Origin of the sequence: Psychromonas algicola, from assembly GCF_004378355.1 — a bacterium.
GTDB lineage: Bacteria > Pseudomonadota > Gammaproteobacteria > Enterobacterales > Psychromonadaceae > Psychromonas.
The window spans coordinates 95,830-111,404 of sequence record NZ_SNUB01000007.1 but is presented as its reverse complement, the minus strand read 5'-3'; the positions used below and the strand labels follow the sequence as shown (position 1 = coordinate 111,404).

The window sequence follows — 15,575 nt, the reverse complement described above, 5'->3', positions numbered from 1 at the left end:
CCATAAGTGTTATTCTTCGTAATAAGACTACTTAATAGAAGAAAATTATGAACGCAGCTGCCACTCCCAGAAAACGTCTATACCAAGAAATTGGACAAGGTTTAATAGACCGCATTCTCAGTGGTGAATTTGTTGTAGGTGATCGACTTCCTCCTGAAAGGGAAATCGCAGAACAATCACAAGTAAGTAGAGCTGTTGTGCGAGAAGCGCTGATCATGCTCGAACTACAAAATCTAGTTGAAGTAAGAAAAGGCTCTGGTGTTTATCTGATTAATCAACCTAGTCAAGATCCAGAAGCGGATACAAGCGCTAACGAAAACTCAGATGTCGGTCCATTTGAAATGCTACAGGCGCGTCAACTGCTAGAAAGCCATGTTGCAGAGTTTGCGGCAATGCAGGTCACTAAAAATGATATATCCCGTTTACGCAAAGCATTACAAATGGAATACCAACATTTAGAGAATGAAGATTCAGATTATGATGGAGACCAAATGTTTCATATGGCGATTGCTGAAGCGACTCAAAACAGCGTACTAGTTGATATGGTCAAGGAGTTATGGGATCGCCGTCAAAGTAGCTCTATGTGGCGTCAATTACATTCTCGAATCAAAGATCAAGATTATCGAAAAAAATGGTTAGAAGATCATGAGAAAATACTCTCTGCATTACAAAGACGCTCCCCTTCTGCAGCAAAAGAAGCAATGTGGCAGCATCTAGAAAATGTAAAACAAACGCTCCTTGAGTTATCCGATGTAGATGATCCTCAATTCGATGGATTCTTATTTAACTCTAATCCAGTCGTCGCTAAATTTTAATTATTAAAAAAAGTATAAATGGAAACCTTAAAATTTATTTATAATTAGACCCCCTTTCTAATTTTCTAATACAGTTAATTTATTTGAAAAATACTCAAAAGATACAAGTTCTTTATCTTGATAACAGCTTCCACTTTTTTTAATTAAGCTAGTTGTATAAACAGCTAATTCTTGTGAAATCCCAATAGCAGTATATTCAGAGTTACAATGACTATTATTAATATTATTGCTATCAATATTATTTTCTATAAAGAACAAATAAGAGCCCGCAATGTATTCTATATTCAATATATTAGTATGCGCATGTGTCACTAAACGACATTGTCCTAATTCAGAAAAATTAGGCTGAATAACAATATTTTTATCTGCCTTATTAATACTGATATAACAAAGCCCATCGACAGATACCTTCGCATCAAATAATTCATACTCAGTAGCGTTGGCCGTAACAATATTAAATAACAATGTAATAACTAATAGACGCACAATAACTCCAACATAAAATATGAAAGATCAATTACTTTTTAAAATGAATATCTACATAATCCATCACTTCATGTTCTCTTTTATTTTGTAAGCGCCAATATTGACGTTTACCATGTGCTTTAAAAATAAATTCTCCACTTCGACGAAGTTCTGCACCATTATTAATATGATTAATTTTAGTCAGTAAATCCCCTTCTATTCTTAACTCTCGCTCACTAATAAAAGTCACTTTACCTGTAAAATCCATATAATTAAAATCCGTTCCTATCAACTCATCTTGATAGCCATTAACTACAATGTCACCATCAATACGGACAAATTCTATTTCGCCTTTATTGCCTTTGTTGAAATTATCCAACCATTGGAGTGTAAAGTCGTGATCGCCTAGTAATGAGTTGTTAATAAAGTCATCAGACACAGTGTCTGCTTTTAATGGCAAGCTAAGCACTAATAAGGTCATCAGACAAAATGATTTGATATATTTCAATTTAGTTTTCCTTTAAAAATAGGTAAAAACGCTAAGGGCAAAATAAAAAATTAATTATATTTTAAAGATAATGAAATTGCTTTGTATTTTTTATCAGAGGGGTATGACTAGATAGGAGAGCTTTGAAAAATTAGGAATGCCTTAAAAAATTTAAAGGGTTTTATTGTTACCAATAAAACCCTTTATTAAGTTGCTCTTCACCGAGGAAGAGCAAGTTATTCATAATCTTATTAAATTACTTTTTTAAACCAGTAAAGTAATCGAAGATTTTTGGCACGTCATTTTGACCAAGACCAGCATCAACGCCAGCTTGTAGTGCTTTAGAAGTACCTTCAGCAATTGGAGACTCAGTACCTAGGTCAGAAACCATTTGTAAGAAGTAACCTAAATCTTTGTTAGCATTTGCTACAGAGAAACCTAATTTTTCTTCGCCGTCTACAGCGTAGAATTTAGTGAATTGCATGAATGGTGAGTTAGATGGACCAGCTGACATAATGTCGAATAATTGCTGACCGTCAACACCTGCAGCTTTTGCAACAGCAAATGCTTGAGACATAGCAGTAACAGTAGTCATACCAATAAAGTTATTGATTAACTTAGTTGTGTGACCAGCACCTAATTTACCTAGGTGGAATACGTTTTCGCCTTGCTCTTCTAAAAGAGGTTTAACTTTGTTGAACGTATCGATATCACCAGCAGCCATGATGTTTAATAAACCATCTTTAGCGTGTGCAGGAGTACGACCTAGAGGAGCATCGATCATGCCACAGCCTTTCTCAGCTAGTGCAGCACCGATTTTGATAGTAGAAGCAGGGATAGACGTACCGAAATCGATAAGTGTAGCGCCTTTCTTGATACCAGCTAAAACACCGTCTTCACCGTGAACAATTTTTTCAACAACAGCTGAAGTTGTAAGACAAAATTCAACAACATCAGATGCAGCAGCTAATTCTTTAGCAGAAGTGAATTGAGTTGCATTACCACGAGCAAGTACAGCATCAACTGCGTCTTGGTTAAGGTCCATAACATTTACTTGGTAGCCACGTGTTTGTAGGTTTTCTACCATGTTGCCGCCCATAAGGCCAAGACCGATGAAACCGATTACTGGTTTAGTCATTTCTAACTCCTGAGTATTTAAGTATGTTTATATTGGTGTGTTTTTCTAGGGACGAAGGATATACGTCTGCGCCTATTTAATCAATCTTTGCAGGCTGGAATTGTCGTTAGATGCGAGTATTTTGATCTATAACAGATCATAAATACGCAATTAGACAGTAATGAATTGTATTACAAGATAGTGAAATTAAACTTTTAATTATATGATTTAATAAAACGTGTAGATTCTTGTAAATACCCCATTGCTTTATAAAATTTATGCGCTTCTTTTCTGTGTTCGCTACTTGTCACTTCTACTTTCACACACTCTTTCTTTAGAAAGTAATTATCAGCTTTATGTAATAAAGCCTCGCCTACTCCTTTTCTGCGTGCACCGGAACTCACCACCAAACTTGTGATCCTTCCAGATTTTCCAGCAGCATGAAATAAAGTTGTGACATGGCAACTGATAAGGCCTACAACCTCATCATCAATAATGGCTACGAATACTTGGTCGAAATCCGAACGAGTAATAAACTTAAGTTTACTTTCAATTAAATCTAATGAGCATTGATAACCAAGTTCATTCATTAAAAGTACAATTTCAGGAGCGTGTTGATATTTTGCAGTCTCTAATATCATTATTTCAATCGACTTATTTTACTCAAACACAGGACGAAAGAAACTGCGTTCATAGCTCACAATGCATTGTGTATCTTCTGCATATTTAAACGCAGCAATACATTCAGCATCAAGCAGAGAATCATTTCTGTATTGTTCGTAAGCCGCTAAACTTGGGAAAGTAAACAAAGCCAAGGCTTTATTATTGACACCTTCTGATGGCAAAAAATAACCGTGATGTTGGCCGCCAAATTTATTCACGAGTGGAATCCAAAGTTTTGCGTAATGCTCGAACTCTTCAAGCTTGTACGGATCAACAACATAATTTAAATAACAAGTAACCAAAATAAATACCTTATTTACAAATCTACGATAACAATGACAATAACAAATAATTGCTATTAATCAACACTCTACAAATAAATTGTTAAAAGATAATTAGATTTTGATAGGAATAACTGAAAAATTTAAGTGATTTTATTAAATTTTATTTAAAAAAAAGCGGGAGCTAAATTCTCCCGCTTGCTATTAATTGTCGAAGTTTGGTTTTCCTTAACCAAGCGCATTTTCATTATTTACCGTAGAAGTAAGAGTCGGTTTTAGTTCTTTCTGTATCGTATTTACCTAATACTGAAAAGCTTAATGTTCCGTTAAAAAATAATGTATTCATAATAGTATCCTTTTGTTAATAATTTATTAATCAATGTCCCAGTGGACAAATTTAATGTAACGCAGATCACACTTTAGATCAATTATTTTATGTACAAAAAACAAATTAAATTTTAGCAGAAGAATAAATAGTGAACAAAAAACATGAAAAACAGTGACCCAAAACAACAAATTACGTAATAAAATTACAAAAAAATAGGATAGCTAAGATTTTTAACTAAGATTTAACTAAATAGATAGGAAATTAAAAAGGTACTTTATTAATTTAGATCAAAGAAAAATAGATAGGTAGTAAAACAGTTATTTTGATCAAAAAATATCGAGATGAAACGTATCTAGCAATAAAGCTTTAGAAAGGAATAAAGATGGGGTTTTCGTTAAGCCCAACGATAGTATATTCACGTTGAGCTTAGTCTTATGGCTGAATCAAGAGCCTTTTTCTTCAGGTAAAAAAATCTTTGATAATTTCAAATAAGCGCGGACGCTGTTTCGCAATTTCTTCAGCAGATAAACCTTCTAACGAATGAGGATACTTCAACCAAGCTTCTGTTTCATGAAGGTAATAGTCAGGAACGCGATCCGTTAAGTTACGAGAAGGCTTGTAATAAGGAACAGCCACTCTTACATCTTCAGGCATATTTAAACGAGTTTTTCTTTGTAGCTCTAAAATAATGGCTTCAATGGAGCGGCCAGTATCAAACACATCATCAACCAATAACAATTTATCATGGTGCTGAAGGTTTTTAACTAAATAGTTCAAGCCATGTACTCTAACTTCTTTTTGTTGTTGATCGATAGCCGCAGCATAAGAGGAAGTACGAATAGCGATATGATCGGAATGTACACCATGAACAGCGAGGAACTCTTGAACGGCAATACCTATCGGAGCTCCACCACGCCAAACAGCAACAATAAAAGTAGGTTTAAATTGGCTGTCTAAAATACTACGCGCTAAAGCATAAGAGTCTTCTAGAAGTGATTGAGCGGTTAAATATTGTTTTTCTGCCATTTGAGTTCCAAGTAAAATATCAAAGATAGCGTGACTAAAGATTGAATATAAATCTCGTTTATGTTCTAATTTTTTGATTAAAACCCCCACAAATCTAACATATAAAGTTGGTAATTTCTTGGCTAAATACAGTGAAAAAATCTTTTTAGATGAAGACACATTAATTGAAGAGTCTTTTCAATTAGCAACGCAAATTATGGCGAGCGATTTTAAACCAACTTTTATTGTTGGTTTATGGCGCGGAGGCAGCTCTGTCGGTATTTATGTACAAGAGTGCTTACAAACATTAGGCGTAGAAACAGATCATATTTCAATCCGTACTTCTTATGGTGGTTTTGATAGCTACCACCACAAAACTGATGGCGAACAACCTATTAATGTTCATGGCCTTACTTATCTTGTGAAAAAGCTCAATGCTGATGACAAGTTACTGATAGTTGATGATATGTATCGTTCAGGTAAGAATGCGGATGCTGTTATTAAAGAGTTAACGCATAGACTTAAACGTAATATGCCAGCAGACGTGCGCGTTGCAACCGTATGGAAAAAAGCGTCATTAATCGAAGGCCAAGGTCCAGATTATTTTGTTAATGAAACTGATGATTGGGTTGTTTTCCCTTATGAACTTCAAGGTTTGTCATTAGAAGAAATTCAGCAGCATAAATCATTTGCCTACCATTCAATTGATCCAGCTTTATTTATCAAAAGCTAATACTTGTTATTGAATAAACGATAAAGGGGCCAGTGATATAATCACCAGCCCCTTTTTTATATAAACAATAAAAAATTAAGACACTTCTCGATGCGGGTTTCGAGGGTCTTCAGTCCAATTCATATACGGTTGTTCCGCAGGTTGTTTTACCATGGTAATACAATTATCTACCGGGCAAGTAATTTCACATAAATTACAACCCACACACTCGTCATCAATCACTTCAAAACTATTAGTGCCATCTGCAAGTGAAGTCAGCTCAATAGCTTGGTGAGAAGTATCTTCACAACTACTATAACAACGCCCACAACCAATACATTTATCTTGGTCAATCTCAGCGATCACTTTGTAATTCATATTTAAGTATTTCCAATCGGTCGTATTTGGAACCGCCATTCCTTGGAAATCGGTAATTTTCTTATAACCTTTAGTGTCCATCCAGTTTGATAGACCAATTTTCATTTCTTTAACGATATCAAAACCATAGATCATAGCAGCAGTACAAACTTGCACACAGCCAGATCCTAACGCCATAAACTCGGCTGCATCATGCCAATTACCAATACCACCTATACCAGAAATAGGTAAACCAGTCGTTTCAGGATCACGTGCAATTTCCGCAACCATATTCAGAGCAATAGGTTTTACCGCTGGCCCACAATAACCACCGTGAGTACTTTTACCATCAACGATTGGACGAGCAGCCATTTGGTCAAGGTCAATACCTGTTATTGAGTTAATGGTGTTAATTAGCGAAACGGCATCAGCCCCACCTTTTTTAGCGGCTCTTGCTGCAAAACGAATATCGGTAATATTAGGCGTCAATTTAACAATAACAGGTAACGAACTATAAGTTTTACACCAGCGAGTGACCATTTCAACATATTCCGGTACTTGCCCCACTGCTGCGCCCATTCCACGTTCAGGCATCCCATGCGGACAACCAAAATTAAGCTCTATCCCATCAGCTCCTGTTTTTTCTACTTTTTCGAGTATATCTTTCCAGATCTCTTCTTCGCAGGGCATCATTAAAGAAACAATCATGGCGCGATCAGGCCATTTCTTTTTAACCATTGTAATTTCTTGAAGATTAATTTCTAAGCTTCGATCTGTAATCAACTCGATATTATTAAAACCAGATACATCACCGTTATGATCATAAAGAGCAGAATAACGAGAAGACACATTAACCGCAGCAGGATCTTCACCTAGCGTTTTCCAAACCACTCCCCCCCAACCTGCTTCAAAAGCACGTTCAACATTATAAGCTTTGTCTGTTGGTGGCGCAGAAGCCAACCAAAAAGGATTAGGAGATTTGATACCTGCAAATTCTATTGATAAATCAGCCATATTATTTCACCTCTGAAGAGTTAAGTTGTTGTTGGATAGCTAATGCAGCTAATTTTCCTTGTTGAACAGCTTCAACGGTTAAATCTTGTCCAACACCTGTGCAATCACCACCAGCAAAAACACCATCAATACTGGTTAATTGATTATGAAATGTTGCAATTTTTCCATTACTAATTGTTGGGATCAGTTGTTCTGCTTCTGGGTAGTTAAGCTTTTGACCTACGGCTTTAAAAATAGCACTACAGTCAATATCAAATTGCTCAGCTTTATCTTCAAGCTTTCCATTTTCTAGATAAGTTTTACGAAAACTCATACCGGTTAATTTGCCATTTTCATCAGTATGAATTTGCTCAGGTCGGCTCCAAGTTTTAATTCTCACTTGATGATCTTTAGCAATTTGCTGTTCGTGTTTAGTCGCGCTCATTTGTTCTTCACCACGGCGATAAACTAATGTCACTTCTTCTGTACCTAGGCGTTTAAGCTGACAAGCAATATCAATGGCAGTATTACCAGCGCCAATCACAACCGCACTATCTTTTGGAATAGACAGTTGTTCAAGGTCAGTGGCTTGACGTAATTCTTTAATGTATTCCACTGAATTAATCACATCAGCATTATCTTCGTTATCTAAACGAAGTGATTGAGTATCTTGCAGGCCGATACTTAAAAACACTGCATCGAAATCATTTTTTAATTGCTCTAAAGTAATATCTTTACCAAGTGCGGTATCTGTATGTAGCGTAATACCGCCAATGCTCAATATAAAATCCACTTCTTTTTGAGCAAAATTTTCAGTTAATTTATATTTAGCGATACCGTATTCGTTTAAACCACCCGCTTTACTTTCTGCTTCAAAGACTTCAACGTCATTACCTAATAAAGCTAAACGATGAGCACAACTCAAACCTGCAGGGCCAGCGCCAACAACAGCCACCTTTTTGCCTGTAGAGGCAGCGCGCTCAAAAGGATGCCCTTCAAAGGTGGCATTATCAGTCGCATGGCGTTGTAACAATCCAATTTTTACCGGCGCTTTCTCTTCTTCTTTATTTCTTACACAGGCTTGTTCACATAAAATTTCAGTAGGACAAACACGCGCACAGCTCCCCCCCATAATATTTTCTTGGTAGATAGTTCTAGCGGCGCCAGTTAGATCATCGGAATGAATACTTGCTATAAAACTAGGAATATTTATTTTTGAAGGACACGCTTTAATACACGGTGCATCGTAACAATAATAACAACGTGAACTTTCAATACCTGCCTGACGAGCGCTTAACGCAGGATTAATATCTTTAAACATTTGGTCTAAAGCTAATTGTTGTTGTGAATAGCTTGTGGCTTTTTCTGTGTTTGTCACCATGAATTCCCCCTATTTATAAATAATAAGATGTCTTTTTCATCTCAAACTTACTAATAAAAAGGCAAAACCCATACCAAAACCTGACCGAGGGGTCAGAATTTTAAATAATAATTAATATTAACCACTCTCAAAGTACTGTTTTTAAATAGAAAAAATGACCATTTAACACACAAAAAAAGTCTTTTTTTATTCTGCCGCAACAGATAAATCTTCTATTAAATTGAAATTATGAAATAATAATGCACCGCAAGAAGGCCGTTGCTACATAATAGTGCAGATAAAAAGAGCAGAGAGATAATGAGCAAAATACAAACATCTACCGCTAAACGTCGTAAAATGTCCGATATTCGTAAAGACAATTTGAAGCAAATTTTGCTCTCTGCGGAGAACTTATTTGCAGAGCGAGGTTATACGAGCACAACCATTTCAGCGATAGCTTCACAGGCGGGCTTACCTAAAGCCAACGTATTGTATTACTTCAAAACTAAAGAAACCCTGTATAAAGAAGTATTAACGCAGTTATTGGTGCTTTGGATGCAGCACATGGATGAGATGACCTCAGAGCAGCATCCTAATGAAGCACTACCTCGTTATATTCTGCAAAAAATGAAGCAGTCTAAACAACATCCTAATGCTTCTCGCATTTTTGCCGCAGAAATACTTCACGGAGCACCTTATTTACGAGAACAATTACAAACGGATTTAAAAGCGCAATTTATTAAAACTTGCCAAGTATTCCATGATTGGATTGCTAAAAAGTGGATGGATCCAATTAGTCCTGAGCATCTTTTATTTTTGATTTGGTCTTCTACTCAAGCCTATTCAGATTACGCTTTACAAAGTAGTTTATTGATGGATAAAGAAGAATTAGGAGATAATGACTTTGAGACGGGACTTGAGCTTATTTCTCGATTGGTCTTAAAAGGTTGTGGAATAAATTTAGTTTAATATTAAAAATAAAAGAGGATAAACAACCACTTGCTTATCCTCTTCAATATAGATCAAAAAATAACTAACACTACACGCTTTCAGCCATCTTAAGCATGGCATTCAGTAATACAGAACTGCCCGCTTCACATTCTTCCTGCGTAGTACTTTCTATTTCATTATGACTAATACCATTTAAACAAGGCGTAAAAATCATACTCGTCGGAGCAAAATCAGCAACATAACAAGCATCATGTCCTGCGCCCGCGATAATATCCATATGCTCGTAACCTAAATCAACGGTAGCCTGACGCACAGCATCAACACAGTCAGTATTAAAGTGAATAGGCTCGTAATACCAGAACGGGTCTAACGCAATATCAACACCTTGTGCTTGAATTTCTGCAATCGCCGCTTTTAACTCTGTATCCATGGCAGTTAACTCTTCATCAATAGGATGACGTAAGTCTAGACTCATCTCTATATTACCTGGGATAGTATTACGAGAATTAGGTAAAACTTGCATAAATCCAACCGTTCCACAACCTGGAGGATGTGCTTTGGCAATCTCTTCGACTTTTAACGTTAACTGAGCACTTGCGATTAATGCGTCATTACGTAAATGCATTGGTGTAGTACCCGCATGGGACTCACGTCCTGTTAACGTTGCGTTATACCATCGCTGCCCTTGTCCACCAGTCACGACACCGATTTGTTTTTCTTCGGCTTCTAAATAAGGCCCTTGTTCAATATGCGCTTCAAAAAAAGCATGGAAGTCTCGCTCTCTAACAGGGTGAGTCCCAGCAAAACCAATACGTTCAAGTTCATCGCCTAAACGAATTCCGTCGACATCGGTTGTGTCTAAAATTTCTTGTAATGTAAAACGGCCAGAAACCACACCAGATCCCATCATTGCAGGCGCAAATCGAGAACCTTCTTCATTAGTCCACACAGAAATTTCAATTGGATGTTTAGTTTTAATATTATGATCATTAAGAGAACGCACCACTTCTAACCCGGCTAACACACCAAAAACACCATCAAACTTACCACCAGAAGGTTGTGTATCAAGATGACTACCTGTGCCTACAGGCGCTAAACTCATATCCTCGCCCGGACGAGTACACATGATATTCCCAACTTGATCGACCTTAACTGTACAGCCAGCTTCTTCAGCCCATTTTATATATAATTCTCGGCCTTGTTTATCTAAATCTGTTAAGGCTAGTCGTCGACAACCGCCTTTTGCAGTCGCTCCGATTTTTGCCATTTCCATTAAACTATCCCACAGGCGGTCACTATTTACTTTTAAGCTTTTCATGATTAACTCCAGTTCAGGGTGAATAAGTTGTTCCAGCGTAAAATACGCCACACGCTAAACAAACGAAGCAATTTCCTTACCAATCGGTCAAGATTTAATGAAATACAACTTTCCCCCTTATTTTATAACCTTCTTGAGAATCGTATAAAAAGTAACTAGCGATCGCGCAATGACTTTATCAACAAAACGCCCCATCAAAGTAACAGCAATGCACCAAAATAAAGCAGGATGCGCTTCTTTAAGTACTGAAATAACATAGTGAATAAAAAACAAACAACCCTTAAGCCTAGTGAAAATAGGGTTTTGAACAAATTATCAAAAATAAACTGTCTGAGTGGTCAACAAATTGCATTAGTGAATTAGTGAATTAGTAGATTTAATCATCATAACGATGCAAATATTAAATCAAGGTAGTACAGCACCACTTTATTACCTTAGTTATTTTTAGGTGCTAAATAAAAGATCGAGGAGTTGTTGAATGAGTTTATTAATAAAAGGCGGCAAGCTAGTCAATGCAGATCAAAGCGTATTTGCAGATGTGTATTGTGAAGATGGCATTATCAAAGCCATTGGTAAAGATCTTGATGTTCCAGCAGGTACAGAAATTATTGATGCGGCAGGAAAACTCGTTATGCCCGGCGGTATCGACCCACATACTCATATGCAACTGCCATTTATGGGCACAGTCGCGAGTGAAGATTTTTACTCAGGCACCGCAGCTGGTCTTGCGGGCGGCACCACCATGATCATTGATTTTGTTATCCCTAATCCTCAACAACCTTTAATGGAAGCATTCGAAACATGGAAAGGCTGGGCTTCTCGTTCAGTGTCTGATTACTCATTTCATGTTGCAGTGACTTGGTGGGACGATTCAGTACACCAAGAAATGGAACAACTGGTTAAAGAAGAAGGCGTTAATAGCTTTAAACATTTCATGGCTTATAAAGATGCGATCATGGCTGGCGATGAAACCTTAGTAAATAGCTTTAATCGCTGTTTAGAAATAGGTGCAATGCCAACGGTACATGCCGAAAATGGCGAGCTTGTTGCGCATTTACAGAAAAAATTATTAAAAGCAGGAATTACAGGCCCTGAAGCACATCCTCAATCACGCCCAACTGAAGTAGAAGGTGAAGCCGCTAACCGTGCAATTCGTATTGCACAATCAATTGGCGTGCCGTTATATTTAGTACATGTGTCTTGTAAAGAAGCCGTTGATGAAATTGCACGCGCAAGACAAGAGGGTCAGAGAGTCTACGGCGAATGTCTTGCAGGACATTTAGAGTTAGACGACAGCGTTTATCACAACACTGATTGGAGTACAGCAGCCGCACATGTAATGAGCCCTCCTTTTAGACCTAAAGGTCATCAAGAAGTCCTATGGAAAGCCTTACAAGGTGGAACAATACAAACTACAGCAACGGATCACTGTTGTTTCTGTGCCGATCAAAAAGCAGCGGGTAAAGATGACTTTTCTAAAATCCCTAACGGAACAGCAGGCGTTGAAGATCGCTTAATGGTGCTATGGGACTCTGGTGTTAATAAAGGTCGTTTAACTGAGAATGAATTCGTTGCCGTAAGCTCAACCAACTCAGCGAAGATATTTAATATCTATCCACAAAAAGGCTGTATTGCTGTGGGCTCAGATGCCGACATCGTGATTTGGGATACTGATAAATCACATACCCTTTCAGCTAAAACACATCATCAAAAAATAGACTTTAATATCTTTGAAGGACGCACAGTAAAAGGCGCTCCTCATATCACTATCAGCCAAGGGAAAGTGGTATTTAAAGATGGAAAATTAAATGTCACAGAAGGCGCTGGTCGTTATATTAAACGCCCTGCTTTCCCATCAATTTTCGAAGCCGTAGAAAAATATAATCAAGACAATGCTCCTTATAAAATAGAACGTTAATAATAAAAACAAGAAGCGAATAGCGGTGTGAATTGCACCGCTCACTTCCTTTCATTCGATAGTAGAAGGAAAATATATGTTGGCAGCTCAAACAGAAATTGAATCAGCACATACCAGTGACAAAACTTATCCGCAACGCGAAATGATTTCAGTAGAAGACTTATCCCTGATTTTTCCAAGTCCAGACGGAGAAGTTAACGCATTATCTAATATTAATTTAAATATAAAACAAGGCGACTTTGTTTCCTTTATTGGACCTTCTGGTTGCGGAAAAACAACTTTACTGCGAGTGATTGCAGACTTAGAAAAAGCCACTTCAGGCGGTTTAAAAGTAAATGGTACCAGCGCAGAAGATGCAAGATTGAATCGATTATACGGATATGTATTCCAAGCACCGGGATTATTACCTTGGCGTAATATTCGCGATAACTGTGCGTTGCCAATGGAAATATCAGCGCAATCTTCTGAGCATCAAACTAAACAGATCGACAAATATCTAAAAATGGTCGGCTTACAAGAATTCCATAATAAATTCCCATGGCAATTATCAGGTGGTATGCAACAAAGGGCTTCTATCGCTCGTGCTTTATGTTTAAACCCAGATTTACTATTAATGGATGAACCCTTTGGTGCGCTTGATGAAATCACCCGTGATCATATGAATATTGAGTTATTACGTATTTGGGCAGAAACCCAGAAAACGGTCATCTTTGTTACCCACTCCATTGCAGAAGCAGTATTACTTTCTACACATATTGTGGTTATGTCCCCTCGTCCTGGTCGCATTATAAAAGTCATTGAAAGCCCGTTACCAAGGCTCAAAACCTTAGCCGTTCGAGACCAAGAAGCTTTTCATACTTTAGCCGCTGAAATTCGCTCAGCTTTAGCCGACGAGCATGCTATCGATTAGTCTCAAGAATCGCATAGAAGTACAAAGGAATCGCCATGTTAACTAAAATAATAGAAAAAAAATGGTTTGCCTTAGTCAGTTTAGTGTTGGCACTGCTTGCACTATGGTATGCCGCAGCGTTAGTGATGAACGGTAAACAAATCATTCAAAATTATGAGCGTAAACATCAAACTTGGACCTACAGCCAAGTGATTGATCAAGCTTACACAGTCAAACGACCAATGCTCCCAGCTCCACATCAAGTGGCTATTGAGCTTAAAAAATCAATTTTCGATAAGTCAGTCACGTCAAAGCGTTCACTTATCTATCACGCACAAATAACACTTAATTCAACACTGTTAGGCTTTGCCTTAGGATCTTTACTCGGTATTTTGATTGCCATTGGCATTGTGCACAACAAAACTTTGGAATCGAGTTTAATGCCTTGGGTGATTGCCTCACAAACTATTCCAATATTAGCCATTGCCCCGATTATTGTGGTTGTGCTTGGCGCAATTAACATCACAGGTGTCGTTCCAAAAGCAATCATCTCAATGTATCTCTCATTTTTCCCTGTCACTATTGCAATGGCAAAAGGCTTACGCGCCTCTGACACCTTGCATGAAGAATTAATGTACACCTACAACGCCAGTGCAAAACAAGTGTTTTGGAAACTACGTTGGTACTCCGCTCAACCTTATTTATTTGCGAGTTTAAAAGTCGCCATTGCAGCGGCATTAGTCGGCGCGATTGTTGCTGAATTGCCAACAGGTGCACAAGGTGGTTTAGGCTCCCGTTTATTAAGTGGATCTTATTACGGTCAAACTGAACAAATATGGGCAGCACTCATTGTGTCTGCATTACTAGGTTCAATATTAGTGTGGATAGTCGGTCTGGTTGAAAAAAGATTGTTAAGTCGTCGTGGAGGGCCTGCTAATGTTTAATCCTATTAAAACAGCCATTTATATCGCGTTCATAGCATTACAATTAGGGTTAGTAATAACTGCTGACGTGGGTTTTTATCAACAAACATCAGCCCTACTATTACTCTGGTTTGCGGTTATTTTTGCAGTCACACAATTATTAAATCAACTGACTTTAGCGAGTGAACAGGAAACGCAATACGCAAAATTTATTAAGCCACTCGTCCCAGCTTTATTTGCCTTTATTTTATTATTAGTTTGGGAAAGTATCGTTAAAGGTTTTGCAGTTTCACCGATTTTATTGCCAACGCCATCGGCTATTTTTGGTGCGTTAATAAGCAATATTCCAACACTTTGGGCAGACTTTAAACAAACCTATTTAAAGGCGGTATTAGCCGGTTATATCTTAGGCAGTTTATCGGGTTTTATCGTTGCGCAATGGGCAGTGAAAAGTTTGTTTTTACGCAATGGTTTATTGCCTTTAGGTAACTTTATGTCGGCTATTCCTATTGTCGGTATCGCACCAATTATGGTGATGTGGTTTGGTTTTGATTGGCAATCAAAAGCCGCTGTCATTGTGGTGATGACCTTCTTCCCTATGTTTATTAATACGCTGGCTGGTTTGCAATCCGTAGATCCCATTCATAAGGATTTAATGCATACCTATGCAGCCAAAAAATCACAAATCTTTTTAAAGTGTCAGTTACCACAAGCGTTACCCTTCATTTTTAATGCCCTAAAACTCAACTCAACATTAGCCCTAATCGGCGCCATTGTGGCTGAGTTTTTTGGTACGCCCATCGTTGGAATGGGATTCAGAATTTCGACTGAAGTTGGTCGAATGAATATGGACATGGTGTGGGCCACTATTGTAGTGGCTGCCATCGCAGGTTCATTAAGTTACGGGGCGTTAGCCTTATTAGAAAAATCACTGCTGTTTTGGCATCCATCATTACGATCGGGTAGCAAGCGTTAATTAATTTAATCAACGGA

General features: G+C 37.6%; 16 protein-coding genes. 7 read left to right on the top strand and 9 right to left on the bottom strand.

The window, feature by feature from the left end; genetic code table 11:
* Positions 1–47: 47 nt before the first annotated feature.
* Positions 48–815, top strand: coding sequence for an FCD domain-containing protein (locus tag E2R67_RS05490; RefSeq protein ID WP_134289920.1), 768 nt, complete (start codon positions 48–50; stop codon positions 813–815).
* Positions 816–872: 57 nt separating this feature from the next.
* Here the strand turns inward: E2R67_RS05490 and E2R67_RS05485 are convergent, their stop codons facing one another.
* The 6 genes from E2R67_RS05485 to E2R67_RS05460 all read right to left on the bottom strand — a co-directional run bounded on the left by E2R67_RS05485 (position 873) and on the right by E2R67_RS05460 (position 5,182).
* On the bottom strand, positions 873–1,301 hold the full coding sequence (locus E2R67_RS05485) for a hypothetical protein (RefSeq protein WP_134289919.1): 429 nt from the start codon (positions 1,299–1,301) through the stop codon (positions 873–875).
* Positions 1,302–1,332: 31 nt separating this feature from the next.
* Positions 1,333–1,788, bottom strand: coding sequence for a hypothetical protein (locus E2R67_RS05480; protein WP_134289918.1), 456 nt, complete (start codon positions 1,786–1,788; stop codon positions 1,333–1,335).
* A gap of 235 nt (positions 1,789–2,023) precedes the next feature.
* Positions 2,024–2,905 (bottom strand): NAD(P)-dependent oxidoreductase, encoded by an 882-nt coding sequence (locus E2R67_RS05475; protein WP_134289917.1) that lies wholly within the window; start codon positions 2,903–2,905, stop codon positions 2,024–2,026.
* Between the two features lie 194 nt (positions 2,906–3,099).
* Complete coding sequence (locus tag E2R67_RS05470) at positions 3,100–3,525, bottom strand: GNAT family N-acetyltransferase (RefSeq protein WP_134289916.1); 426 nt, start codon at positions 3,523–3,525, stop codon at positions 3,100–3,102.
* A gap of 18 nt (positions 3,526–3,543) precedes the next feature.
* A complete protein-coding gene (locus E2R67_RS05465; protein ID WP_134289915.1) occupies positions 3,544–3,849 on the bottom strand; it encodes an NIPSNAP family protein in 306 nt (101 codons plus the stop codon).
* A 766-nt stretch (positions 3,850–4,615) separates the two neighbouring features.
* Positions 4,616–5,182 carry a phosphoribosyltransferase gene (locus tag E2R67_RS05460; RefSeq protein ID WP_134289914.1) on the bottom strand — a complete coding sequence of 189 codons (567 nt, stop codon included), beginning with the start codon at positions 5,180–5,182 and terminating at the stop codon, positions 4,616–4,618.
* 118 nt (positions 5,183–5,300) lie between these two features.
* Here E2R67_RS05460 and E2R67_RS05455 point away from each other — a divergent pair, with 118 nt between their 5' ends.
* Positions 5,301–5,894 (top strand): phosphoribosyltransferase, encoded by a 594-nt coding sequence (locus E2R67_RS05455; protein WP_134289913.1) that lies wholly within the window; start codon positions 5,301–5,303, stop codon positions 5,892–5,894.
* Positions 5,895–5,969: 75 nt separating this feature from the next.
* Here the strand turns inward: E2R67_RS05455 and preA are convergent, their stop codons facing one another.
* Together preA and E2R67_RS05445 are read right to left on the bottom strand one after the other, a co-directional pair.
* Positions 5,970–7,244: an NAD-dependent dihydropyrimidine dehydrogenase subunit PreA gene (gene preA, locus E2R67_RS05450; protein WP_134289912.1), complete on the bottom strand. Its 1,275-nt coding sequence runs from the start codon at positions 7,242–7,244 to the stop codon at positions 5,970–5,972.
* Position 7,245: 1 nt separating this feature from the next.
* Positions 7,246–8,604: an NAD(P)-dependent oxidoreductase gene (locus tag E2R67_RS05445; RefSeq protein ID WP_134289911.1), complete on the bottom strand. Its 1,359-nt coding sequence runs from the start codon at positions 8,602–8,604 to the stop codon at positions 7,246–7,248.
* 297 nt (positions 8,605–8,901) lie between these two features.
* On the opposite strand from E2R67_RS05445, the gene E2R67_RS05440 reads away from it, so the two are divergent.
* Positions 8,902–9,552 (top strand): TetR/AcrR family transcriptional regulator, encoded by a 651-nt coding sequence (locus tag E2R67_RS05440; RefSeq protein ID WP_134289910.1) that lies wholly within the window; start codon positions 8,902–8,904, stop codon positions 9,550–9,552.
* A gap of 70 nt (positions 9,553–9,622) precedes the next feature.
* Here E2R67_RS05440 and E2R67_RS05435 read toward each other — a convergent pair whose 3' ends face one another.
* On the bottom strand, positions 9,623–10,852 hold the full coding sequence (locus E2R67_RS05435) for a Zn-dependent hydrolase (RefSeq protein WP_134289909.1): 1,230 nt from the start codon (positions 10,850–10,852) through the stop codon (positions 9,623–9,625).
* A 478-nt stretch (positions 10,853–11,330) separates the two neighbouring features.
* Here E2R67_RS05435 and hydA point away from each other — a divergent pair, with 478 nt between their 5' ends.
* The 4 genes from hydA (at position 11,331) to E2R67_RS05415 (ending at position 15,558) form a co-directional block, all read left to right on the top strand.
* Positions 11,331–12,770 carry a dihydropyrimidinase gene (gene hydA / locus E2R67_RS05430; RefSeq protein WP_134289908.1) on the top strand — a complete coding sequence of 480 codons (1,440 nt, stop codon included), beginning with the start codon at positions 11,331–11,333 and terminating at the stop codon, positions 12,768–12,770.
* A 76-nt stretch (positions 12,771–12,846) separates the two neighbouring features.
* Positions 12,847–13,680, top strand: a complete 834-nt coding sequence (locus E2R67_RS05425; RefSeq protein ID WP_166739318.1) for an ABC transporter ATP-binding protein — start codon at positions 12,847–12,849, stop codon at positions 13,678–13,680.
* Between the two features lie 35 nt (positions 13,681–13,715).
* Complete coding sequence (locus E2R67_RS05420) at positions 13,716–14,603, top strand: ABC transporter permease (protein WP_134289907.1); 888 nt, start codon at positions 13,716–13,718, stop codon at positions 14,601–14,603.
* The gene (locus E2R67_RS05415; protein ID WP_134289906.1) at positions 14,596–15,558 is read left to right on the top strand and encodes an ABC transporter permease; all 963 of its coding nucleotides are present in this window, start codon (positions 14,596–14,598) and stop codon (positions 15,556–15,558) included. The genes E2R67_RS05420 and E2R67_RS05415 overlap by 8 nt, the downstream gene beginning before the upstream one ends.
* Positions 15,559–15,575: the final 17 nt, after the last annotated feature.

What these genes read in the sequence shown, in the direction of transcription:
- E2R67_RS05490 (WP_134289920.1), top strand. Translation starts at nt 48, where the DNA reads ATGAACGCAGCTGCCACTCCCAGAAAACGTCTATACCAAGAAATTGGA.
- E2R67_RS05475 (WP_134289917.1), bottom strand. Translation starts at nt 2,905, where the DNA reads ATGACTAAACCAGTAATCGGTTTCATCGGTCTTGGCCTTATGGGCGGC.
- E2R67_RS05470 (WP_134289916.1), bottom strand. Translation starts at nt 3,525, where the DNA reads ATGATATTAGAGACTGCAAAATATCAACACGCTCCTGAAATTGTACTT.
- E2R67_RS05460 (WP_134289914.1), bottom strand. Translation starts at nt 5,182, where the DNA reads ATGGCAGAAAAACAATATTTAACCGCTCAATCACTTCTAGAAGACTCT.
- preA (WP_134289912.1), bottom strand. Translation starts at nt 7,244, where the DNA reads ATGGCTGATTTATCAATAGAATTTGCAGGTATCAAATCTCCTAATCCT.
- E2R67_RS05445 (WP_134289911.1), bottom strand. Translation starts at nt 8,604, where the DNA reads ATGGTGACAAACACAGAAAAAGCCACAAGCTATTCACAACAACAATTA.
- E2R67_RS05440 (WP_134289910.1), top strand. Translation starts at nt 8,902, where the DNA reads ATGAGCAAAATACAAACATCTACCGCTAAACGTCGTAAAATGTCCGAT.
- E2R67_RS05435 (WP_134289909.1), bottom strand. Translation starts at nt 10,852, where the DNA reads ATGAAAAGCTTAAAAGTAAATAGTGACCGCCTGTGGGATAGTTTAATG.
- hydA (WP_134289908.1), top strand. Translation starts at nt 11,331, where the DNA reads ATGAGTTTATTAATAAAAGGCGGCAAGCTAGTCAATGCAGATCAAAGC.
- E2R67_RS05425 (WP_166739318.1), top strand. Translation starts at nt 12,847, where the DNA reads ATGTTGGCAGCTCAAACAGAAATTGAATCAGCACATACCAGTGACAAA.
- E2R67_RS05420 (WP_134289907.1), top strand. Translation starts at nt 13,716, where the DNA reads ATGTTAACTAAAATAATAGAAAAAAAATGGTTTGCCTTAGTCAGTTTA.
- E2R67_RS05415 (WP_134289906.1), top strand. Translation starts at nt 14,596, where the DNA reads ATGTTTAATCCTATTAAAACAGCCATTTATATCGCGTTCATAGCATTA.